This is a genomic window from Clostridium pabulibutyricum, from assembly GCF_058242705.1.
The window spans coordinates 73,725-98,250 of record NZ_JBZAYZ010000012.1 but is presented as its reverse complement, the minus strand read 5'-3'; the positions used below and the strand labels follow the sequence as shown (position 1 = coordinate 98,250).

Below are 24,526 nucleotides of genomic sequence, written 5' to 3'. Positions count from 1 at the left end.
CAGCAGGATCTGGTTACTGTAAATGCGGAAAACGCACAACTGAAACAAAAGATTGCTAGTATACAGAGTACTGTAGACACGGCTATAACCTCAGCAACAGTTGAAAAATAGATAAACAAAACAAAGCACTGTAGTTCCTACTACAGTTGCACAGAAATAATTATTGCCCCGGGAGACCGGGGCTTTATTTTTTTACAACAATTGCAATCATTTTCAAAAAGATATATAATAATTAAAAATAATACATTAATTTGCCTTCAACCTAATTTTAATAGCGCTATCCAATCTAAGTAGAACTCTGGGGTTTATCCGGGGTTCTACTTTTTTAGGATTGTATGAATATATCTACACAAAAATGTAAACAATATAAGTATAAATGATTATTCCTAAATAAATTTTAGCAAAAGATTTACAACAAACATAACCTTTCTAAATTATAATTTTCTAAAAATAAAGTTCTAGTTAATCCTAGGGCTTTATTTTTTGTAACATTTTATAATTCCATTGTATATTATATAGTGTAAGCAAGCCGTTGATTTATATAAAATAATCCACTGTGTTAATGGCAAGAGTAGTCACTTAATTAAAAATAAAGTTCTGATATTATGTCAGAGCTTTATTTTTGTATAAAAATGGACAAACTGTTACTAAATTGTTACAATATAATAAAATATACATATTTGGAGGTGCAGCATGGGTATTATTCTCAAAAGATAAATTGGCCAATATGGAAGTTTACAATGATATAAATGGAGAACTCGTCAATTTATTTAGATGTGTAAAATTTTATTGCGGAAAGTTGCAGAGAGAACTCTCTTTTATGTTGAATTCAAGAGAGTTGTTTTATGATTTTACAAGTCAATACAACACTAGGGGAATGACAGATATTCAAAGAGTAGCTAGATTTTTTATGTTAATCAAGACAAGCTATGGAAGTGATCACAGATCCTATGGATGTGTAAAGAGGAATGTTAATGTAATGACTCAATATCTTACTGATATTCAGGAAAGGCTTTCGAATGTAGTGATTGAAAATAAGGATTTCGAGGATTTACTTAAGGTCTATGATAAAGTGGATTCCTTGATATATCTTGATCCACCATACTATGGTACTGAAAAATACTACCAGACTCAATTTTCAAAAGAGGATCATGTGAGGCTGTGTAAAACTCTTAAAAATGTGAAAGGAAAGTTTATTCTTTCATATAATGACTGTGGATTCGTAAGAGAATTGTACAAGGATTTTAATATAGATGGAGTTCAGAGAAATCACAATTTCATGAAAAAGTACAAGGATATAGAACATAAGTATAGCGAGTTGATTAATAGGAATTATTAATGTTTTAAGGTTACCAGAATTTTATGGTAGGCTTGTTTTTTATAAAAATAAAAAAGTTATCCACAATTTGAAGGAAATTAAGATTAATTGTAGAATTGTATAAGTTTAAAGTTGATAATAAGTTAACTGGGAGGAATTTACATTGCAGCAAAACGTGATTGTTATACCAGAAGGTAAAGTTTGTGATTATATAGATGGTAAAATAAGAAATGATACTCCGGAAGAATATGTAAGACAAACAGTTGAAAAAAGATTAATTAATGAACATAAGTACAATTCATCACAAGTAAAAGTAGAACACACAATTAAGATGGGTTCTAGGAAACCAAGAGTTGATTTAGCTATTTTTGATAAAAAATGTATTGATTTTATTCAAGAAAACATTAAAATAATTATCGAATGTAAGAAAGAAACTATTGAAATAGGCAATGCAAAAGAAGGGGTAGAACAACTTAAATCATATATGTCCGCTTGCTCAAATTGTCAATGGGGTATGTGGACTAATAGTAAGGATAAAGTAGTTTATAAAAAATATATTAATGAAAATGGATCTATACAGTTTATGGATTATAATGATATTCCTTCTGCTGATGGTAATTTAGATAATATTAATAGACCTAAAAGAAATACTTTAAAAAATGCATCAGATGATAATTTATTATTTACGTTTAAAACATGTCATAATCATATATATGTGAATGAAGGATTGCAAAAACAACCGGCTTTTTTTGAATTATTAAAAGTTATTTTTTGTAAGATAGAAGATGAAAGAAATATACCTAAACCTTTAGAATTTTATGCAACTTCTGAAGAAAGATCTAATTCCGATGGACAGTTAACTGTAAAAAATAGAATATCAAAAATATTTCAAAGGGTTAAGAAAGAGAAAAAAAATAAAAAAATATTTGATCCAAACGATGAAATAAAACTTCATCCAAGAACTCTAGCCTACATAGTAAGTGAATTACAGAAATATAGTTTATTAAATACAAGAATAGATGTTAAAGGCAAAGCATATGAAGAAATTGTTGGGGCAAATCTTCGAGGAGATAGAGGCGAATTTTTTACTCCACGAAATGTTATGCAAATGGTTGTCGATATGATAGATCCAAATGTAGATGAAAAAGTTTTAGATAGTAGTTGTGGAACTGGAGGTTTTTTAGTTACAGCAATGACCCATGCAATAAGGAAATTAACAATTGATTTTGAAAAAGACATAGGAAAATCTAAAAATAAATGGGATGATTATGAAAAAAGAGCATTTCAAAATAAAATATCTGATATGGCTATGAATAATTATTTTGGATTTGATATTAATCCAGATCTTGTTAAAGCTACTAAAATGAATATGGTTATGAATAACGACGGTAGTGGAAATATATTACAAACAAACTCATTATTGCCACCTCATGAGTGGACTGAAGATTTTAAAATGAGACTTTCAGACGCTCTGCAAATTGATAAGACTTTGATTATAAATGAAAAAAGTATTGATTTTTTTGATGTTATAGTTACTAATCCACCTTTTGGGAGTAAAATACCGATAAAGGATTTGGCAATACTAAAACAATTTGAATTAGCAAGAATATGGCAAAATAATGATGGAAAATGGACTATGACAGATAGGTATCAGTCTTCTGTTCCTCCTGAAATTTTGTTTATTGAAAGATGTATACAATTTTTAAAACCCGATGGAAGAATAGGCATTGTATTACCAGATGCCATATTAGGTTCACCTGGATTGGGTTATATAAGGGAATGGTTAATTAATAATACTAGAATAATAGCAAGCATTGATCTGCATGAAGACACATTTCAACCTAGAAATGGGACTCAAACTTCGATACTTATATTGCAAAAAAAATCCTCTAAACAAATGGTAAGAGAACAAATAGCTGGAAAAATAGTAGACTATAATATATTTATGACCATGGTAGAAAAAATAGGACATGATAAAAGAGGTAATACACTGTTTAAAAGAGATGAAAATGGTAATGAAATACTTGCACCTGAAAAGTCTAAAACTATAAGACTAGATGAAAATGCTTCTGGTAAAAAAATAGCGACTATAGAGCATAAGGAAAAAATAATAGATGATCAAACTATTTTAGTTCCTCCAATATTTAGAAAATGGAAGGCTATGGAGGGGATATCATGGTAGAATCAACTGCAAAAAAATTAGATGAAGTAATTAAAGAACATAATGTTAATATAGAAAAACATGATTTAAATTGGTGCAGTTTAAATCTTAGTGAAGTTTTAAATAGAGATAAAAGATTAGATGCTTCTGTTTTTGATATAGAGGTAAAACATAAGAGAGATACTATTAAAATGACTCATTATCCTATTGTGAGTTTAGATGGTGAAAATGGTTTAATAGATAAAGCTTTTTACCCTAATAGATTTAAGAGAATATACGTAAATAAAAATAAAGGAAAGCCTTTTTATATGCCATCTCAAATGGTAGATATATATCCAAAAGCAGAAAAATATTTATCACCAATAACTAAATGTTCAATTAATGACTTAAGAGTAAAAAAAGATACTTTATTATTGACTCGGTCAGGAACAATTGGAAATGTAACAATTGTCACAGATACACTTAATGGAAAAGTTTTTTCTGATGATGTAATAAGAATAACCTTTAAAAAGGAAGAAGATTTAGGTTATGTTTATACATTCTTAAAGACTGATATTGGAAACACAATACTTCAAACTAATGGATATGGTTCAGTAATAACACATATAGAGCCAGAGCACTTAAAGGAAATTATAATTCCTAATGCACCCTATGAAATCAAAACAGTTATTCACAATAAGGTGATAAATTCTTTTAAACTTAGGGATCAATCCAATAAACTTATTGACAAAGCTGAGCAATTAATGAAGGATGAATTGAAGTTACCTTCTGTAGAATACATAAAAAATGAAATGAACAATGATCGTAAAATTGATATATTTAATGTTAAACTAAGCCAAACTAATCATAGGTTTGATTCTTCATATCATATACCAATAGTAAATAAAATTATTAAAAATATTAGTAGGGAAGCTGAAGAATTAACAACTATAGGTGACAAAAGAATATCTAAAAGGATAATATTAGCTGGTGTTTTTAAAAGAGTATATGTAGATAAGGATTATGGAATACCATTTCTAGGAGGGAAAGAAATAACTCAATTAAATCCCAATATTGAAAAGTATTTATCAAAACCACATCATCAAGCCAGATATAAAAAAGAGTTAAAGGTAAAAGAAAACTGGGTGCTAGTAACTGACAGGGGAACTATAGGAACAGTAACTATGGTACCTAAGCATTTTGAAGGATTTGCAGTAAGTCAAAATGTTCTTAAAGTTGTGCCAACTAGTAATAATATAGCAGGATATATGTATATTTTTTTAAATAGCGAATGGGGAAAGATTTTAATAGATAGAGAAATATATGGATCTGTAGTTAATATGATTGATAATAATAGTCTATCTTGTGTTCCTTTTCCAATATTGAAGAATAAGTATATACAAGATACAATTAATAAATTAGCTTTAGAAGCAAATAAAAAGAGGTATGAAGCATATATTTTGGAAAAAGAAGCTATAAACATGATGAACGAGAAAATTATAGGAATATAGTTTAATTTGTTATAGTGGTTAATTTTATTAGTATAATTAGAAACTTATCCACAGTGTTGATAATATAACATTAAAAAACCTTAAATTATATATAAGGGTAATAAAAGCTCCAGTCTAAATCAAACTGAAGCTATATTTTATAACGTACTAAAAACGTACTAACACCATTATAAAATATTTAAAATCTAATAGAATACATATAATTAACATTATAAAAGTATGCAATATCAAGACTTAACAACCCATATTTAAATACATGCACAGAGTGGGAATAACCTGGAATTTAGATGTATAAACACCTTCAGCTGGATACAAATGGAAAAAACTATGTTTATAAAAGGAAGAGATGACAGGAAAATTCTTGTTGTCTTTTCTTTTGTCTTGACAAGAATATACTAATAGCTCATAATATAGACAACTAGTTGTCTATATTTAAGGAGGATTTATGAATCAATATTATTTGCAGCAGATATTTTCAATAATATTCTACATATCTAACAAGACTCAGGCAGAAGGTGACAAATTAGATGAACGTATTACGGTAAAGCAGTGGATGACGCTGCTTACTATCATGCATTTACCGAAAGGCAGGGCTAATTATAATCAAATTGCAGGCATGATGGGGTGTTCGAAGCAAAATGTGAAGAAACTTGTGACAATACTTGAAAGAAAAAAATTTGTAAGTATTGGAAAAAGCGATACTGATCACCGTGCAGTAAGCGTTCAAGTAACACAAGATTCCAAGAAATTTTTACATGATTATTATGAGAGAGGCAACACATACTTAAATAATATCTTTAAAGACTTTGATGAAAATGAGCTACATACATTATGGAAACTTCTGAAAAAGCTTGCGGCCTATAGTGACAGTAGCTGGATTGGCTACGAAGAAAAAGTTACTTTTGATTAAAAGGAGAGACTATAAAATGGATAAAAATTGTGTTATAAAAATACCTGCAGAGAAATCTTTTGTTTATGATGCAGTTGATATAACCGTGAGTGGACTGCAAAAAAATCAAAAAGTCACAATTCGTGCCGTAAGTAAAGATTATTATTGTATAAATGCAGGAATGTCGGAGCAGGGTCAGAATTCGGAGTGGGAGTCCTACGGCGTTTTTTTGGCAGATGATAGAGGCTGCATTGAACTAAAAAATGCTGAGCCGCTTCAGGGAAGTTATAAAACTTGTGATGCAATGGGGCTTTTTTACTCAATGAAAATCAAGAAGTTGCGTAAGAAAAATGCACCAAATAGAATATCCGACGTAGATGAAAATAGAAGCTTTCATATATTTTTTACAGTGGAGTTTGAAGGACGAGTATTGGCATCTAAAACTCATGTGAGGCGGTTCTGTGACGATACGGTAAGAAGTGAAACTATTGCAGAAAAAACTTTGACTGCACGTTATTTTACTGGAAGTATTACAAGAAAAAGGCCGGCAGTTATTGTTGTAAGTGGAAGTGAGGGAAGGATAGAAAAGGCACAAGCTATTGCACAAGTCCTGGCTCAAAGGGGATATTCCGCCTTAGCAGTATGCTATTTTGGAATGGATGGTACCTCTCCGCATTTGAACATGATTCCGCTTGAAATCATTGAAGCTGCGATTGGATGGCTTAAGAATCAGGGCACTGTGGATGAGGAGCATATTGGAATTTACGGACGTTCTAAAGGAGGAGAACTTGTTTTAACAGCGGCATCGTTTTTTAATGAAATTACTTGCGTGATTGCAAATACGCCAAGCTGTTATGTCTACGAAGGATTAAGAAAAGGAATGCCTTCGCGCAGATCCTCCTGGAGTTATAGGAATGTGGAACTGCCTTTTATCAAATTATCATACTTTGTCATGATTCGTATGATAATTAGAAAAATACTTGGTGAAAAAAACCTTGTTAATTGGATGTACAATCAGATGATATCAAAGTCAGGAACACATAAAACAAGCATTGATGTGGAAAAGATAAATGGCCCGATTCTGTTTATTTCTTCGGCATCTGATGCAGTATGGCCATCTTTGCTTCACTGCAGGAGAGCTTTAAAGAGGCTTCATGAGAAAAAGTTTAAATATTTATGCAAGCATTATACTTATGAAAAGTCGGGTCATATGCTTACTTTGCCGTTTCAATCGATCTCCAGCTTGAAAAAGTGCAATGGATATCTCAAAGAATGGGAAGAAGCATGTATTGATAGTTGGAATCAAACAATTGATTTTTTGGATAAGTGGAGTAAATAAGCGGCAAAATGCCTGAAGTTTAAGGTATCAAGCATTTTTGTTACTTATATTGTCTAATATTTGCTCACTTTCCTTTTTACTTGAAAACAATCTGAAAGCAGTAATTATAGCACCAAAGATACATAGTGCGCAGGCACAGATGTACACATATTTCATACCATACATGAAGACGTCGCTCCTGCCCTTCACATAATCTATTACACGGTAACCTATTTTATGACTCATTCTATTGTATAGAAGCAGTGTTGAGAGTGATGTACCTAAAACAAAGCCGAGATTTCGAACAAGGGCATTGACGCTTCCTGCTATTCCTAATTTATCTTTAGAAACTGTCGACATTATAAGAGAATTGTTTGGTGACTGAAACATTCCGTTTCCAAGGGTCATTATGATTATAAATACTACAATCATGATTATTGCAGAATTCTGAGTAAGTGTGGATATTAAAAATAGTCCTACACTTGTAAGTACAAGCCCTATCAAAGTCAGCACTTCAGATCCTATCCTGTCAGATAAATGACCGCTTAAGGGAGCTACTACGGAAAGTACTATAGGTGATACCATCATATACAAACCTGTGACGGAGGGAGAAAGGCTCATTGCATCTTCAAAGTAAAACGGAAGTATTATATTTGATGCACTTATTGAAACGAAAGATACAAACCCGCAGATTATACTTATAGAAAAAAGACTGTTACTAAAAATATCAAGCTGAAGAAGAGGATACTTTTCTTTTTTTTCAGAGTATATAAATAAAATAAAAGCTATTATTGATATTATAAATGCAGATATCATAGCTGGATTTTTGTAACCAATAGTTTGTCCATGTACTAGAGCTCCAAACATAAGTACTGCAAACACTATAAAAAGTATAGATCCCTTTATATCAAATTTTTCATCTGCAACTTTAGTGCTTTGGGGAAATATTTTAAGAGAAATCAGGAAGACTATTATTCCGATAGGGACATTTATGAGAAAAATATATTTCCAGCTTGCGATGGATATAATAAATCCTCCAAGCGGTGGGCCTGCCATTCCTCCGAGAGCTACAAAGGTGCCTACTATTCCAAGAGCACTTCCCCTCTCATTTGCAGGAAATACTTGGGTTATTATACCTTGATTCGTGGCCATTGTAGCTGCTGCGCCAATTGCCTGCAGTGATCTTGCCGCTATTAAAAAAGTAAGGGAATTGGTTAAACCGCACAAAAGAGATCCCACAGAAAACAGTATTACCCCAAATCTGAACATTTTGGTTTTTCCCTTTATGTCTCCAAGTCTTCCAAATATCAAAATGGTAGCAAGAATGGTAATTAGAAATCCTGTAACAACCCACTCTATACTTGCCATTGGTGCATTTAATTTAATAGACATGTCAGGCAGAGCTACATTTATTATACTTCCATCTAAGGTTGACATAAATGTAGCTGATACAACGGTGAACAGGATAAGCCATCTTTTACTGTATGTGTTGTTTTTTACTGTATTCAAAATTTTCACCTTCTAACTAATATTGTTTTATAGTAAAAAATCCTCTGCTTTAAGCTTGACAGAGGATTTTTTAGATTACTTAAAGTATTCCTGACCAAGCAGATCAGCTGTGAGAATAGCATCATACAGTTGGTCGGAAGTTACATCACCAACCAGGTTATGTATAGTTTCTCCAGGAACACAAGCTTTTTCAGCTGCTATGTGAACTCTTGACTCATCAGTTACACCTAATTCTTTTAGTGTAATAGGAAGTCCTACACTGTAACAGAAATCCATAACTGTTTTCAACTCATCTTTTGGTGCATTTTCAAGTATGAGTTGAGTGATTGTTCCGAAGGCTACAAGTGATCCATGCATTGTATTTTCGCATTCTTTAAGTGCAGTAAATCCATTGTATACTGAATGTGAAACTGCAAGACCGCCATTGTCTGCACCTACACCACTTAGGTATACATTAGCCTCGATAATTGCCTCTAAAGCAGGTGTTATCAAGTGTTTTTCGCAGGAAAGTTTTGCTTGATATCCGCATTTTATGAGTGTTTTGTAGCAGAGGCTGCAAAGTGCCATTGCGGATAATGCTATGCCGCCGTTTTCAAGACTCGGTGAATCGGTTCTTGTGCAGGCTCTCGCTTCAAAGTAAGTTCCAAGTGCATCTCCCATTCCGGCAACAAGAAATTTTACAGGAGCATTTGCAATTATTTTACTGTCTACTATGACAGCCTCTGGATTTTTGGGATAGAAGAGGTAATTGTCAAAGGTTCCATCATCATTGTATATTACTGAAAGACCAGTGCAAGGTGCGTCTGTAGCGGTAACTGTTGGAATAACTACTACAGGGCATTTCTCATAGTGTGCAGTTGCTTTTGCAGTGTCAATTGCGGATCCTCCGCCAACACCTACAACTACGTCTATTTTTTCATCTCTGACTATTTTTCTCATTTTTTCAATTTCACTTTTTGAACTTATGCCGCTGAAAATTTCAAAATGAAGTTTTGAGTCAAAATCACCAAAACTTTTTTCGATTTTTTCGTGACAATATTTATATCCACTTTTACTGCATATAAACAGATAGGAAGAACCAAGATCTTTTGTTTCCTTATAGAAATGTAACAATGCGTCTCTACCCTGAATGTATTTGAGTGGAGCTCTTAATAATTTTAATACTGCCATAAATAAAACACCCTTTCTAAGAATATTATTTAACGTAATTTTAAGTATAATACATTATTATAAAATAAATAGTATCATTTTTTTCAAAAGGTAGCAATTGATTTATATGTTAAAATAGTCTAAAATTTGATTAAGGCTATTTTTATTACAGAGAGGTGTAAATATGGATAAAAAGCGTATTACGTTAGATTTGGGAAATATAAAAGAATATGTCGATGAACAAGAAATTCAAAATTTGGCGTCGTTTGTTTCAGTGGCACATAAGATGCTGCATGACAAAACTGGAGTCGGTAACGATTTTCTGGGATGGACTGATTTGCCTGTAAATTATAATAAAAAAGAATTTGAGAAAATAAAAGAGTGTGCAAAAAAAATAAGATCTGATTCAGATGTATTTATAGTTATAGGAATTGGTGGCTCCTATCTTGGATCACGAGCTGCTATAGAAATGCTAACAAATACTTTTTATAATAATGTTTCTGAAAAGGAAAGAAAATCACCAGCTGTTTTTTATGTAGGAAATAATATAAGTTCTACATATATGGCAGATCTTTTAGAACTTATATCCAAAAAGGATATATCTATAAATGTTATTTCAAAATCTGGAACTACAACAGAGCCTGCCATAGCATTTAGAATATTCAAGAAGCTTCTCGAAGAGAAATATGGAAAAGATGGAGCAAGAGGCAGAATATATGCGACAACCGACAAAAGCAGAGGCGCACTAAAGTCACTTGCTGATGCAGAGGGGTATCAAACATTTGTAATTCCAGATGATGTTGGGGGAAGATATTCTGTACTGACACCAGTTGGACTTCTTCCTATAGCAGTGGCGGGAATAGATATAGATGAGATAATGCAGGGTGCAGCTGATGCCAGAGATGAATACGATGTGGATGATATTCAAAATAATTATGCCTATAGATATGCAGCGGTTAGAAATGTACTTTTCAGAAAAGGAAAAACTATAGAGATGCTTGTTAATTTTGAGCCATGTCTACATTATTTTGGAGAATGGTGGAAGCAGCTTTATGGCGAAAGTGAAGGAAAGGACAACAAAGGACTTTTTCCTGCAGCAGGTGATTTCTCAACGGATCTTCATTCAATGGGACAATATATACAGCAGGGAATGAGAATATTGTTCGAAACTTTTATAAATGTGGAGAATCCGAGAAAAGAGATTATTGTAAAAGAGGATGAAAAAAATCTTGATGGACTTAATTTCCTTTCTGGAAAATCCATGGATTTTGTAAATCACCAGGCGTTTAGGGGCACGGTTTTGGCTCATAATGACGGAGGAGTTCCGTCTGTGGTTTTGAATATACCGGAGTTGACTCCATATTATTTTGGAAACGTAGTATACTTCTTTGAAAAAGCTTGTGCCTTAAGTGGATATTTGAATGGAATAAATCCATTTGATCAACCGGGAGTTGAAGCTTACAAAAAGAATATGTTTGCACTTCTTGGAAAGCCTGGATATGAAGATAAAAAGGCTGAACTGGAAGATAGATTAAAATAAGCAGTAGGAAGTTTTCCCATTTCATAGTTTTTCTCTTTGAAGTGGGATTTTTTAATCATGGGGAGGTACAATTTATGAAGAAAGTATTTTTAAAGTATTTTGTATTTTATATTGTTGTTCTTTGTCTGGTAAATGCTTTGAATATAAAAAGTTCCGATTTATTTGGGATATGTAAAATTATTCTGGAATCTATTTTGGGAGGTGCAGTTCTATCAGGAATAACTGTACTTTTAAAGATAAATTTTTTAAGAAACAATAAGGAGAAGCTGAGAGAACACAAGAAGAAAGAAAGAGGTAACAAATAAAAATGAAAATATTGGTGGATGCTGATGCGTGTCCCGGGAAAAAAATAATAGAGGGTACAGCTTCAAAAAATAGTATTGCTGTTTATATGTACTGTGATATAAGTCATATTATAACGAGTAGCTACAGTACAATAAAATACGTTGACAAGGGATTTCAAAGTGCAGATATGGCTCTTGTAAATGATGTATGTGAAAATGATATAGTTATAAGCCAGGATTATGGTGTTGCAGCAATGGCACTTTCAAAACGGGCATATGTTATAAGTCCGAAAGGATATGTTTATGATGATGGGAACATTGACAAACTTTTGTTTGAAAGACACATATCTTCAAAAATAAGAAGGGCGGGAGGAAAAACATACAATCCAAAAAAACGGACTGCGGAGGATGACAAAAGACTTGAAAATCAGCTCATTAAAATTATAAATGAGAAAAAGACTATTACATAATATGGAATTATAGTATAATTAAAATTAATATTATGTACTCGTTTGGGGGATGATTTAATGAATGAACTGACTATAAATTGCAGTCTTGAAAATCCTGATAGAGATAAAAAAAAGGTTATTATAGATGTAGAAAATGATTTTAAAGAGGATATGCTTTATAAATATATTATAGGATGCGGTGGGATATGGAAGGTTCTTAAAAATTTCACAACAGAGAGAAGCGTTGTGTGGATTCCGGATGGTGATGGAAAGTATATAGTCATGATTCAGGCCAAGAAAGACGGCAGCAGTAAAAGCTTTGACTATATATCAAGAATGAATTATATAATAGGCGATATCAGGGAAAAATTAATAAAAGGCATTATTTTGGATAAAGAACGTTATACTCTTGGGGACAAAATAAAAGTTATTGTGGATGCACAAAAGTATCCTCTTATGTTCAGATATTGGATAAAAGTTGACGGACAGTGGAGGCTTGTAAAAGATTATTCTTCTGAAAATACATTTACATATACTGTCAGGTCGGAAAGCGATGGGGAGATACTTGTAGAGTGCAAGGATGTATGTTCTAAAAATGATTTTGACGACTTTAAAAAAGCAGCATTTTGTGTGCATAGGATAAAAAAGCCTGAGATTATTGATTTCAAATGCTTAAACAAGGAGCTTATATCGGGGTCGGAAATAAGCTTTCAAGTATTGTCGGAATATGAAGAAGATAGGACAGTGCTTTATAAATTTTTCAAGATAAATTCAAGTGGTGAAGCTATATGCATTCAAAACTACTCTACGATGAGGACTGTAAGCTATGTTGAGGAGAATGAGGGGAAGTACAAATTATTGTGCTTTGTGAAAGATATGTATTCGAAAAATAAATTTGATGACAGAGCGGTACTTAATTTTGAAATAAAAAAATACAGTCCTATATTTATAAAGAGTTTTACCACGGATTTAAGTTCACCTCAGCTTACAAACACAGATGTAACTATAACAACGGATGTTATTGGAGGAAAGGAACTTTTATACAGATATGTTGCTGAAGGCCCTGAAAATCAGGATTCGGGATATATAAGATCCTCTAGTTATGTTTGGAGAAGCAGGTTTCCGGGAAAGTATAGGTTGATTTTATTTGTGAAAGATAAATCCTGCAGCAAAGACTATGAAAGTTGTGAAAATATGGGGTTTGTTATAGATGAAAAGAGCAGTGAGCCCGTTAATATAGAAAGCATGGTATTTGATGTAACAGACAAAATTTTAAAAAATCAATCTGTCAAGGCGGTTGTATATGCTTCAGGAGGAAATGATTTAAGGTATGGCTTTATTATAAAGAAATCAGGCAATGTAATAGAAAAAATAGATTATGGATATAAAAACTGGATTCAATTCATACCAAGGGACAGTGGAAACTATGAAATAGAAGCGTGTGTGAGAGACAGTTATTCAGAACGGAAATATGACAGCCACATTATAAAAAGTATAGATGTGTATGATTATATACCAGCAAATATAGATTATATACTTTATCCTATAAGAGAGTATTATATGGTTGGAGACAAGATATTGATATCAATAGTAACGCAGGATACTACGAATGTTTTACTGAAATATGTTCTTGCAATAAATGGGCATATTGTAGAGGAAACTGATTTTATAGAAGAAAAAAGTTATATGCTCATCCCAAAATGCAGTGGAAAATATACCCTGGAGGTCATGGCTAAAAATATAAAAAGCAGTGCTGTTTTTGATTGTAAGAAACGGCTGAACATGCAAATAAGGGAAACCGTACCTATTACTGAAACAAAACTTGTGTGTCAAAAAAACAGATATATTGTAAATGAACCTGTGACTTTTTATGTTCATAATGAAGGAGGAAGAAACTCACTCTATGAATTTTATCTTATGGAAAAAGGAAATTGGATGCTTGTACAGAGCTACAGCAGGAAAGACAATTATACTTTTATACCTTTCAATTCAGAAGAATATAAAATAATGGTACTTTGCAAAGATGAGTTCAGCAGGGATGTTTATGAAGATTATGATATATTTACATTTAAGGTGATATAAAGTTTGGTAGTGTATTTACGATAAAATTATTAAGGATTAATAAGTGTTATCGATTTTAGGCAGGTGAAAAAATGAGTATAAAAAATATACAGGATACTAAAAGTACAGATTACGATTATGCAAAAAAAATGTTGGAATTTCAGATGATGACTCAAATATTGAAGAGTTCAGTTGAAGATTCAAATTCTTTTGAGTTTATGATGCAGTGTTTGACTAATTCAATTACGGATTCTAGTGGGAATATAGACTTGTCAAAACTTGATATTGGTGATAATGATCTTAAAAATCTTGGATATGGCGGGGGAGAAAGACTTAATAAAATTTATTCAGGAGTAAAAGAGGATGTAAAAAGTGGAAATGCAACTATAGATGAAGCAGTTGAAAATGCTTCGAGAAAATATGGTGTTGACAAGAATTTAATAATGGCAGTTATCAAGCAGGAGTCGGATTTTAATCCGAATTCAACGTCTGGAGCCGGAGCACAGGGACTTATGCAGCTTATGCCATCTACTGCAGCTGAACTTGGCGTTACTAATTCCTATGATGTTCAGCAGAATGTAGATGGGGGAACAAAGTATCTTAAGGAAATGCTTAATATGTATGGAAGCTCGAAGGAGATGGCTCTGGCTGCTTACAATGCAGGTTCGGGGACGCTTAGTTCGAGAGGAGTTACGAACTCATCCCAAATTTCAAGGCTGCCTTATGAAACAAGAGATTATGTCAAAAAAGTAATAGGATACTATAATAATAATAAAACAGTCTGATGACAGGCTGTTTTATTTGTTTATATGTTATAATATATTATAAAACTAGAAGAGGATGTTGAATAATATGGAAAGGCTTGATAAAGTTCTTGCGAATTTGGGTTATGGAAGTAGAAAGGAAGTAAAAAGTATAATCAAGGACGGACGTATAAAAATAAATGGGAACATTGCGGATAATAGCTCTGCCAAGATTGATACAGACAGGGATAAAATAGAGTTTGATGATAATCTTGTGGATTACAGGAAACACATATACATTGTTATGAATAAGCCTGCGGGAGTTGTTTCAGCTACACATGACAATTATGATGAAACTGTAATAGACATCCTTGATCCAAAATATGCGGTATTCGATCCATTCCCGGTTGGAAGACTTGATAAAGATACTGTGGGGCTTCTTATTATAACAAATGACGGAGAGATGAACCATAGAATGATATCACCAAAGTGGAACATGGATAAAGTGTATTATGCAGAGATCGACAAAAGATTGAATGATGATGATGTAAAGCTGTTTCATGATGGAGTAGTTCTTGATGACGGATATAAATGTTTGCCTGCAAAGCTTGATATATTGAAATCAGATAAAGATGGAGCAATGGCCGAGGTAACTGTCCACGAAGGCAAATTTCATCAGGTAAAAAGAATGTTTGAAAGCATTAAAAAAAATGTAGTGTATCTTAAGAGAATAAAATTCGGACCTATAGAACTTGATGACAGCATGAGAGAGGGAGATTATAGAGAATTGTCCGAAATTGAGTTGAAAAATGTTATGAATATGGTTAATATGCAGTAATATTATCATATGTAATATAAAATTAACAAATATATTTTTACAAATAACTTGATAATTTTATCATGGTTTACTATAATGATATTGCAAAGGTAAATATAAAGGATAAATAGCCCCCTTTTTATTTATGAGCAAACAGCCTATGCCCCAATGGGCTGTTTTTATTTTGCTTTAATTAATTCAAATATTATCGAATATGCATAAGTTAAATTATTTATGATTTTATGGATTAATGTGTTAATACATGATAGAATTAAATTAATGTAACTTAAAAGAATATAAGGAGTTGAGCCTATGAAAGAGTATGAGTCCAGACTTCAAAGTGATCAAATGGATTATTTGTGTGAAGCTGTACTTTCTCTTAAAACCAAGGAAGAGTGTTATAGATTTTTTGATGACATATGTACCATAAATGAAATAAAATCTCTTGAACAGAGGCTTCAGGTTGCGAAAATGCTCGAAAATAAAAAAACATATGTTGACATAGCTTCAAAAACGGGTGCAAGTACTGCAACTATAAGTAGAGTCAACAGATGTTTAAATTATGGAAGCGATGGTTACAAAATAGTCCTTGAACGACTGAAAAGCAAATAAAACATTATTTATTGAATGTGCCTTTAAAAGCACATTTTTCTGTTTTACCTGATTAAATTATGCCTAAGATGTTATAATATAAAACATAAAGATAGGATAAAACAGGGAGAGGAAATTTTATGGATTTAAAGGATCTTTTGAATAAGGAACAGTATAATGCAGTAAATATTATAGAAGGGCCGCTTCTGATACTTGCAGGAGCCGGTTCTGGAAAAACAAGAGTACTTACATACAGGATATTTCATATGGTGACTGATTTAAATATATACCCTTCTAAAATTCTTGCCATAACATTTACGAACAAAGCAGCTGGTGAAATGAAAGAAAGACTTAGAAAATTAATTGGAAGTGAAGTTGACCGTATGTGGATATCAACTTTTCATTCCAGTTGTGTAAGGATACTTAGACGTGAAATAGATAAGCTCGGGTATAACAAGAATTTTGCCATATATGACAGTTACGACCAGAAAGTTCTTGTAAAACAGTGTATGGATGAGCTTGGTATAGACGAGAAATATATAAGCTCACGGGAAATAATAAGCAAGATAAGTAATCAGAAGGACAATCTTGTGTCATCTACCAAATATAAGCAAATGAATGAAAACAGTCAAAATCCAAGGCTTGATAAAATTGCGGATGCCTATATTCTGTATCAGAAGAAACTTAAGAGCAACAATGCACTTGATTTTGACGATCTTATATATAAAACAGTACAGCTTTTTAGAGAACATGAAGATGTGCTTGAGTTCTATCAAAGAAAGTTCAAGTATATAATGGTGGATGAGTATCAGGATACTAACAAATCGCAGTACCAGTTTGTGAATCTTCTTGCAGGACAGCATAAAAACATATGTGTTGTAGGTGATGATGACCAGTGTATTTATGAGTGGCGTGGTGCGGATGTAAGAAACATACTTGACTTTGAGAAAGATTACCCTGATGCGAGAGTAATAAAACTCGAACAGAATTATAGATCCAAAGGAAATATTTTAAAAGCGGCAAACAGTGTAATAAGCAACAACTCTGACAGAAAGAAAAAGACTTTAAGGACAAGTAATGACGACGGAGAAAAAATAAAGATATACAGAGCATATTCTGATATGGACGAGGGAGTTTATGTTGCTAATCAGATAAAAGAAATTCAAAAAAGTCAAAGTAAAAATTACAGCGATTTTGCAGTGCTCTATAGAACAAATGCCCAGTCAAGGATATTTGAAGATGTATTTATGAAATACAATATACCATACAGGATAATTGGAGGACTTAAGTTTTATGACAGGAAGGAAATAAAGGACATAATATCGTATTTAAAATTCATAAACAATCCTCTTGACGATGTTAGTCTTAGAAGAATAATAAACGAGCCAAAAAGAAATATAGGAAATAGTACGGTTGAAAAAGTAATGCAATTTGCAAGTTCAATGGATGAGTGTATGTATAGTGTTTTACTTGACATAGAAGAAGTTATCACGCTTTCAAAGAGGAGCATGTCTTCTGTAAAGAAGTTTGTAAGTCTTATAAACAGTTTTATAAAAAGCAGGGATGAGGTATCCGTATCAAATCTTATAAAAGAAATAATTGATACAACAGGATATCTTGATAAACTTAAATCGTCTAAAGACCCTGATTCAATAAGCAGGATTGAAAACCTCAAGGAGCTTGTATCGGCTGCCGTGGAATTTGAAACTTCTTCGGAAGACAAGTCCTTGTCTGCATTTCTTGAGAAAGTTACACTTGTGTCTGATATAGATAATTTTGATGAGAATGCGGATACGGTTGTAATAATGACTGTACACAGTGCAAAAGGTCTTGAATTTCCTGTTGTATTTATGGTGGGAATGGAAAACGGAATATTTCCGGGAAATCAGTCCATGGATAATCCGTGTGAGATGGAAGAATCGCGAAGATTATGTTATGTCGGCATAACAAGAGCCAAGGAGAGACTATACATGACATCTGCACAAAGTAGAAGGGTTTTCGGAAGAATGGCGGCTTATGGTGAATCTGATTTTATAGATGAAATATCTTCAAATTTAAAAGAGTATGATAATATAAAGGATAAAAAGTTTAATACGGGCAGTCCTGCAAAGAAAAATTATTCGTGGGCTTCTGGAAATTCCAAGGGGAGAGATACAGTAAAGGTAGTTTCAGCTTTGGAATTCAAACAGGAAAACCCTGCATATAAAGTCAGTCCAAATGCGTTAAAGGCAGAGGATGTAAAGGCGGGAATAAAAGTAAGGCACAATAAATTTGGAATAGGAACAATAGTAAGCGTAACTAAAGCTGGATCGGATATGAAATTGACTGTAGCTTTTGACAAAAGGGGTATAAAGAATCTTATGTACGGAGTAGCACAACTTGAAGCTGTATGATATTGAGGTGGTAACTTTGAATAAAAATGATGACAACGTAAAAAAGATAGAAAGTATCATAAAGGAGTTGAATAGATATTCATATGAGTATTATGTTCTTGACAATCCTACCATATCTGATGGTGAATATGATAAAAAATATGATAAACTTGTAGAACTTGAGAAGGAAACAGGAATTGTACTGCCGGATTCTCCAACTCAGAGGGTTGGAGATGTAGTACTTCAAAAATTTGATAAATATGTTCACAAAAACAGATTATGGAGTATGGACAAGGCTCAGAGCGTACAGGCGATACGTGAGTGGCATGAGAGAAATCAAAAATTTGTAAATGAATATAATTTGACTCATGAGGATAAGCTTCCAAAGCTAAAATATATACTGACCAAAAAGTTCGACGGACTTACAATAAACTGCACTTATGATGAAAATGGAGCACTTGTGAAAGCGGCTACAAGAGGTACAGGGGAAATAGGAGAAGATGTTACAGAACAGGTAAAGACTATAACTTCCATACCACTCAAGATAAAAAACAATAGTGTAATAGAGGTTCATGGAGAGGCCATAATGACAAAGAGGGCTTTTGAAGATTACAATAAAAATTCGGATGTATCCCTTAAAAATTTAAGAAATGGTGCTGCAGGTGCACTTAGAAATTTAAATGTACGTGAAACCGCAAGAAGGAAATTATCTGCATTTTTTTATGATGTAGGGTATAACGAAGGAAATCCTTTTGCTACCTATGGCGAAATGATGGACTTTATAAAAAGAATGGGATTTCCACAAGATTCATATATTAAAGAGTGTAGTACTATTTTGGAGATTGAGGAAGAGCTTTCAAATATAAATAATATAAGAAATGATCTTCAATATGATATAGATGGAGTTGTAATTGTTATAGATGATATGAAGACAAGGGAAATGCTTGGATATACAGTAAAATTTCCGAGATGGTCAATTGCATATAAGTTTGAAGCTGAAGAAACTACAACGGAACTTTCGGATGTTGAATGGAATGTTGGAAGAAGCGGAAGAGTTACACCTACTGCAATTCTTGAGCCGGTGGAACTTGCAGGTGCAACCATAAAAAGAGCTACTTTAAATAATATAGACGATATAAGACGAAAGGGAATTAAAAAAGGGTGCAGAGTATTTGTAAGAAGATCCAATGATGTCATACCTGAAATTACAGGAGTTGTCGAGGAAAGCTCCTCTGATGGGATTGAAATTGAAGTCCCTGAATTTTGCCCGTATTGCGGAAGTGAACTTGTACAGGATGGAGTGCATTATTTTTGTGAAAATACAATGTCATGCAAGCCCCAGCTTGTAAAAAGCATAGTCCATTTTGGAAGCAGGGAAGCTATGAATATAGAGGGATTTAGTGAGAAGACGGCAATGCAGCTTTTTGAAAAAATGAATATAAAGTCAATACCGGATCTTTTCAGAATAAGCAGGGATAAACTTATGGAACTTGATAAATTTGGAGAAAAAAAATCTCAAAATCTCCTGGATTCCATAGAGAAGAGTAAAAAGTGTGATCTTGCTTCATTTATCTATGCACTTGGAATTCCAAATGTAGGGAAAAAGACGGCAGTAGACCTTGCATCGAAATTTAAAAGCCTTGATGCTGTAAGAAATGCAAGTTACGATGAACTTGTAAATATACAGGATATAGGAGATACGGTTTCAAATTCTATAGTAGAATTTTTCAAACAGGATAATATAATAAATAGTATAGAAGAACTTATAAGACTTGGAGTAAAACCTTACTTTAATGAGAGCAGGGTTATAGAAAGTGAGTTTTCAGGAAAAACAGTAGTTGTAACAGGAAAACTTAAGAAGTATACAAGATCTTCGATAAAACAAAAACTTCGTGAACTTGGTGCAAATGTATCGGAAAGTGTAAGTGGAAAAACGGATTGTGTTATTGCAGGAGAATCTGCAGGCTCAAAATATGATAAGGCATTGAAACTTGGAATTACCATATTAAGTGAAGATCAATTTGAAAATATGGTATGATTGATTTTGTATTTACAAACAGTATAAAAAGGGTTATCATAAATTTATTATGATTAAACTTAACCTTTGTAATTTGATTATCGGAGGATAAAAATGAAAAATGCACTGAATTTTTTAGGATGGATAGGTGTAATTTTTACTATTGCTGCGCTTGTATTAACACTTTTAACTACATATCAGTTTTTGTATATAAGTTATTTTAATGGCTATTATACATTGCAGTTGTGCATGGCTTTGACCATGGCAATATGGTCTGTAAACATGTTTGTAAGAAAGAAAGATTTTAAGAATTTTTTGTATCCGCTTACATGCGTGTTAATAGCCTGTGTTACTATGTTCTTTATTTATATGAGAGTTTATTGATTTACTTTTGAGACATTTTATTATGTCTCTTTTTTGATTTGAAAATTTATAAGTATTAATGGAATCTAAAAATAAGAGATCAGATGGTCTTTTTATTTTTATCTTCAAAATTATTGCATGTATTTTCCGATGGGGATAAGGTATTGCATTTTTCAGATATGCTGTGAAGATGTTCTTTTATCTGTTCTAAAAGATAATTTTTATATCTAATCTGCGAGAGAGTTTGTTTTGCAATTATAAAACCCCATATAAGTATGAAAGTTAGAGTGCACATGGCAATAATTCCTATGATTTCTACTGTAAATAGCATTTTATTTTTCCTCCGTAACATAAAAATACTTACTTACATTATAGCATAATATGACAACTGTGGGACTTATGTTTAATTTTAATATATGTGTCAATAATTAAAAGAGGAGAATTTATTATTGCCGAGGAGAAGTTTATGAAAAAATTTATTTGTATGATAATTTTTACATGTGTTATTGTTGTATCTTTGGGAAGTGTTTCTGTAGAAAAGAAGGTAAAACAAACCGAAGGCAGCAATTACGAAAATTCCATAGTGTATAATATTGATAAATTTCCTCGTAATTTGATTATGACTGATTCTTATAATGTACGTCAGAAAGATTTGCTTTCAAATATTTTTTCAGGACTTGTTTCAATTGATGAAAATGGAAATATAATACCTGATATTGCAGAAAAATGGAGTGTAAACAAAGATAAGACACAGTATACATTTACCATAAGAAAAGATGCAAGATGGAGTAATGGAAAAAGCATAACATCAGATGATTTTCAAGAATTTTTCTCGAAAATACTTAGTGCGAATACAAGGAATATCTATGAAGATCAACTTAAATGTATATTTGGAGTTGAAGATTACAGGAAGGGAACCAAAGGTTTTGAAGACGTTGCAATAAAGGCTCTGAACAAGAGGACGCTTCAAATAAGGCTTAATTATCCCTGTGAGTATTTTTTGAATATAATGGCACAACCTATTTATTCATTGAGAAAAATAGATAATAATTTATCAACATGGAAGAAGAAATATAAAGAGATACCTTACTCTGGAAGCTTTGTAATAGATAAAATATTCGAGAATGGAGACATACAAATAAAGAAAAACAAAAATTATTGGAATAGCAAAAAAGTTAAAAATACAAAAATAACAATGACCGCGCTGGACAGCGGTGAAAGTGCGCTTGCTGCATTTGAGAACAACAATGTAAGTGTGTTTACCAATCCACCGATAAGTGAATTGAAAAATATTAAAAATGCAGTGGTTGTACCAACTTATGGTGAGCAAGCATTAATATTCAATATGAAGAAGCAGAGGGCAATCAGCAGTGCATATTTTAGAAAAGCAGTAGCACTGTCAGTCGACAGAAAGAATATATCACAAAATTTACTTGGAAACAGGGTTGATCCAGCTTCTGTATATATACCGTATAGCAGACAGATAACATACAAGGAACTTGTCCCAGACAATCAAATGGCAGAGGAATCCTTGAAAAAGGCTGATTATGAATATGATAATGTGAATTTCAAAATAATATATGTAAATACTGTAGAGAATAAAAGAATATGTGACTCAATAGCGGATAATATAAAAAATACGTTAAATATAGATGCAAAGGCCTATGGATATACGAAAGATGAGTTTGCAAAAAAAATAAAAGGAAATGATTATGACATGGCTGAAGTTGATTTTAGAGGAAATTACTATTATCCTATTGAACTTCTCCAAAATTTTGAGACGGATTCTAAATTGAATTTCGGAGGCTACAACAGCAGGGAATTCGATGCAAAAATATTACAGGCAACTTTTGAAAATGATGATGCTAAAAGGCTTAAGGAGCTCTATGAAGCACAGGATATGCTTCTTGACAGCAGCGTTGTAATTCCATTGTATTTTGATAATACTATAATTTGCACCAAAAATTATGTCAAAGGTGTATACATGAACAAACTTGGAAATATAAAATTTGATAGGGCTTATCTATCCAGGTAAACCCTACACTTGATTATAAATCCATCTTCAGCACATGAAGGGATAGAAAAAATATAAACATATTTCTGTATGCATCAAAGGATGTTTTAGGAGATTTGAAATTTTCTTTTTTACGGCTATAGCTTACGTGTTTTGCAAATACTGGTGCAAGTTCACAGTTTTCTGGAGATGATATGGAAAGTGTTCTAAAATTTTTTTCCTCGATGAGATCTTCAGATTTCATTGAAAAATTTTTATATCTTTCTGAGTTGCTTAAACCTGGGGCTTCCGGCCAGCTTAGAATCAGACCTGAATCTACAACTTGATTGTTGAATATATCAAGAGCTATTGTACTACTGCCGTTTTTTTGAAGATTCATATCTGAATCAATAAGACAGCATGTCAGGTATAGCATTACCTCAAGTGAGGAAAATTCTATGTTCTTTTCAGAAGTGTTTTTTATGAATATACCTTTTTCAGTATCATACAAATCTATAATTTTTTTATAGATAAAATCTGCATTTTCCTTTGCTTTTATAAAATTTGTAGATTTATATATGAGCATGTAATTTATATAATTCATACAATCATTTTCGAGACTGTTTTTTTTACTGAGCGTGAGGGGATATTCATCGCCATAGTATTTTTCAAATATGAGCTCGGAAATATCGAGCATAAGTTTTTTGCAATCAGTATTTTGAGAATAATCATAAAATATATTAAGTGAGAAACAGAGTCTTGTAAGCTCTGAAAATGATTGAGTATAGATATCATCTTTCAGTTCAATGAGCATATTCAGTATATCGGTAGAAAAATTTTTAAACTGGTCTATTTCATATTTGTCTTTAAGCAGGATACTGCATTTGTAGTAAGCTGCCATGAGAAGAGCCTGAGTTGAAAAATTGAATTTTCGATCCCTTTCTGTAAATTTTAGTTCATCGGGATAGGAACTTCTTTCATACTTCTTGTCTACAAATACACCTTGATTTGTTCTAAAATGGAATGCGTAAAATTCAAGCTGTTTTTTAGATAAATAGTTATATAGATCTGATAATGCGTACTTGTTTTTATCTATATCCTTAAATGAAGTGTAGTAATTTCCAAGTTCCATTAAACAAAGGGTCATTAGTGCATTGCTGTCTATGTTTATCTCCTTTTTGAACTTTTCTTCATTCCAGCATAGTTTGTCGTTTATATTTATCAAGTTTGGATTTGCTTTCCTGTATATGCATAAGAGTGGAGAAAGGTCTTTAAATGTGGTAATATCAAAATTAGGTATATTTTTGGTCTTGGAATCTTTAAACTGCAAACAAATCCCGCATTTTGAATAAAGCACTATTTGCTTAAGTGATTCTTTTGATAAATAAAAAAGCTGAGATTTTATATTATCGGGATTTATTTTATTGATTTTTAAGAACGGGCCTATATATTTCAAAATATT

20 protein-coding genes are annotated in these 24,526 nt (G+C 32.3%); 16 read left to right on the top strand and 4 right to left on the bottom strand.

Annotated features, from left to right (window positions below):
- Positions 1–622 precede the first annotated feature (622 nt).
- The 5 genes from AC4CVH_RS12735 to AC4CVH_RS12715 all read left to right on the top strand — a co-directional run bounded on the left by AC4CVH_RS12735 (position 623) and on the right by AC4CVH_RS12715 (position 7,197).
- Positions 623–1,339 (top strand): DNA adenine methylase, encoded by a 717-nt coding sequence (locus AC4CVH_RS12735; protein ID WP_490788119.1) that lies wholly within the window; start codon positions 623–625, stop codon positions 1,337–1,339.
- Between the two features lie 142 nt (positions 1,340–1,481).
- Complete coding sequence (locus tag AC4CVH_RS12730; protein ID WP_490788118.1) at positions 1,482–3,500, top strand: type I restriction-modification system subunit M; 2,019 nt, start codon at positions 1,482–1,484, stop codon at positions 3,498–3,500.
- Entirely contained in the window at positions 3,494–4,969 is a 1,476-nt protein-coding gene (locus AC4CVH_RS12725) for a restriction endonuclease subunit S (protein WP_490788117.1), read from the top strand. Before AC4CVH_RS12730 ends, AC4CVH_RS12725 begins: the two co-directional genes overlap by 7 nt.
- Before the next feature lie 445 nt (positions 4,970–5,414).
- Positions 5,415–5,879, top strand: a complete 465-nt coding sequence (locus AC4CVH_RS12720; protein ID WP_490788116.1) for a MarR family winged helix-turn-helix transcriptional regulator — start codon at positions 5,415–5,417, stop codon at positions 5,877–5,879.
- A gap of 16 nt (positions 5,880–5,895) precedes the next feature.
- Positions 5,896–7,197, top strand: coding sequence for an acyl-CoA thioester hydrolase/BAAT C-terminal domain-containing protein (locus AC4CVH_RS12715; protein WP_490788115.1), 1,302 nt, complete (start codon positions 5,896–5,898; stop codon positions 7,195–7,197).
- Between the two features lie 27 nt (positions 7,198–7,224).
- On the opposite strand, the gene AC4CVH_RS12710 is transcribed toward AC4CVH_RS12715, so the two are convergent.
- Positions 7,225–8,685: an MFS transporter gene (locus AC4CVH_RS12710; protein ID WP_490788114.1), complete on the bottom strand. Its 1,461-nt coding sequence runs from the start codon at positions 8,683–8,685 to the stop codon at positions 7,225–7,227.
- 75 nt (positions 8,686–8,760) lie between these two features.
- Positions 8,761–9,855 carry a glycerol dehydrogenase gene (locus tag AC4CVH_RS12705; protein ID WP_490788113.1) on the bottom strand — a complete coding sequence of 365 codons (1,095 nt, stop codon included), beginning with the start codon at positions 9,853–9,855 and terminating at the stop codon, positions 8,761–8,763.
- A gap of 163 nt (positions 9,856–10,018) precedes the next feature.
- Here AC4CVH_RS12705 and AC4CVH_RS12700 point away from each other — a divergent pair, with 163 nt between their 5' ends.
- From AC4CVH_RS12700 to AC4CVH_RS12655, 10 genes are all read left to right on the top strand, one after another.
- On the top strand, positions 10,019–11,374 hold the full coding sequence (locus AC4CVH_RS12700) for a glucose-6-phosphate isomerase (RefSeq protein WP_490788112.1): 1,356 nt from the start codon (positions 10,019–10,021) through the stop codon (positions 11,372–11,374).
- A 74-nt stretch (positions 11,375–11,448) separates the two neighbouring features.
- Entirely contained in the window at positions 11,449–11,679 is a 231-nt protein-coding gene (locus AC4CVH_RS12695) for a hypothetical protein (protein ID WP_490788111.1), read from the top strand.
- Between the two features lie 2 nt (positions 11,680–11,681).
- Positions 11,682–12,128 (top strand): YaiI/YqxD family protein, encoded by a 447-nt coding sequence (locus AC4CVH_RS12690; RefSeq protein WP_490788110.1) that lies wholly within the window; start codon positions 11,682–11,684, stop codon positions 12,126–12,128.
- Positions 12,129–12,185: 57 nt separating this feature from the next.
- Entirely contained in the window at positions 12,186–14,189 is a 2,004-nt protein-coding gene (locus AC4CVH_RS12685; protein ID WP_490788109.1) for a triple tyrosine motif-containing protein, read from the top strand.
- 71 nt (positions 14,190–14,260) lie between these two features.
- Positions 14,261–14,953, top strand: coding sequence for a lytic transglycosylase domain-containing protein (locus tag AC4CVH_RS12680; RefSeq protein WP_490788108.1), 693 nt, complete (start codon positions 14,261–14,263; stop codon positions 14,951–14,953).
- Between the two features lie 67 nt (positions 14,954–15,020).
- A complete protein-coding gene (locus AC4CVH_RS12675) occupies positions 15,021–15,749 on the top strand; it encodes a pseudouridine synthase (RefSeq protein ID WP_490788107.1) in 729 nt (242 codons plus the stop codon).
- A 291-nt stretch (positions 15,750–16,040) separates the two neighbouring features.
- Entirely contained in the window at positions 16,041–16,340 is a 300-nt protein-coding gene (locus AC4CVH_RS12670; protein ID WP_490788106.1) for a YerC/YecD family TrpR-related protein, read from the top strand.
- Positions 16,341–16,459: 119 nt separating this feature from the next.
- Positions 16,460–18,712 carry a DNA helicase PcrA gene (pcrA, locus tag AC4CVH_RS12665; protein ID WP_490788105.1) on the top strand — a complete coding sequence of 751 codons (2,253 nt, stop codon included), beginning with the start codon at positions 16,460–16,462 and terminating at the stop codon, positions 18,710–18,712.
- Between the two features lie 16 nt (positions 18,713–18,728).
- Positions 18,729–20,729, top strand: coding sequence for an NAD-dependent DNA ligase LigA (ligA, locus tag AC4CVH_RS12660; RefSeq protein WP_490788104.1), 2,001 nt, complete (start codon positions 18,729–18,731; stop codon positions 20,727–20,729).
- A 93-nt stretch (positions 20,730–20,822) separates the two neighbouring features.
- On the top strand, positions 20,823–21,092 hold the full coding sequence (locus tag AC4CVH_RS12655; protein ID WP_490788103.1) for a hypothetical protein: 270 nt from the start codon (positions 20,823–20,825) through the stop codon (positions 21,090–21,092).
- 79 nt (positions 21,093–21,171) lie between these two features.
- On the opposite strand, the gene AC4CVH_RS12650 is transcribed toward AC4CVH_RS12655, so the two are convergent.
- A complete protein-coding gene (locus tag AC4CVH_RS12650; RefSeq protein ID WP_490788102.1) occupies positions 21,172–21,402 on the bottom strand; it encodes a hypothetical protein in 231 nt (76 codons plus the stop codon).
- A gap of 135 nt (positions 21,403–21,537) precedes the next feature.
- On the opposite strand from AC4CVH_RS12650, the gene AC4CVH_RS12645 reads away from it, so the two are divergent.
- Positions 21,538–23,106, top strand: a complete 1,569-nt coding sequence (locus AC4CVH_RS12645) for a peptide ABC transporter substrate-binding protein (RefSeq protein WP_490788101.1) — start codon at positions 21,538–21,540, stop codon at positions 23,104–23,106.
- A gap of 13 nt (positions 23,107–23,119) precedes the next feature.
- Here the strand turns inward: AC4CVH_RS12645 and AC4CVH_RS12640 are convergent, their stop codons facing one another.
- Positions 23,120–24,520: a hypothetical protein gene (locus AC4CVH_RS12640; protein ID WP_490788100.1), complete on the bottom strand. Its 1,401-nt coding sequence runs from the start codon at positions 24,518–24,520 to the stop codon at positions 23,120–23,122.
- Positions 24,521–24,526: the final 6 nt, after the last annotated feature.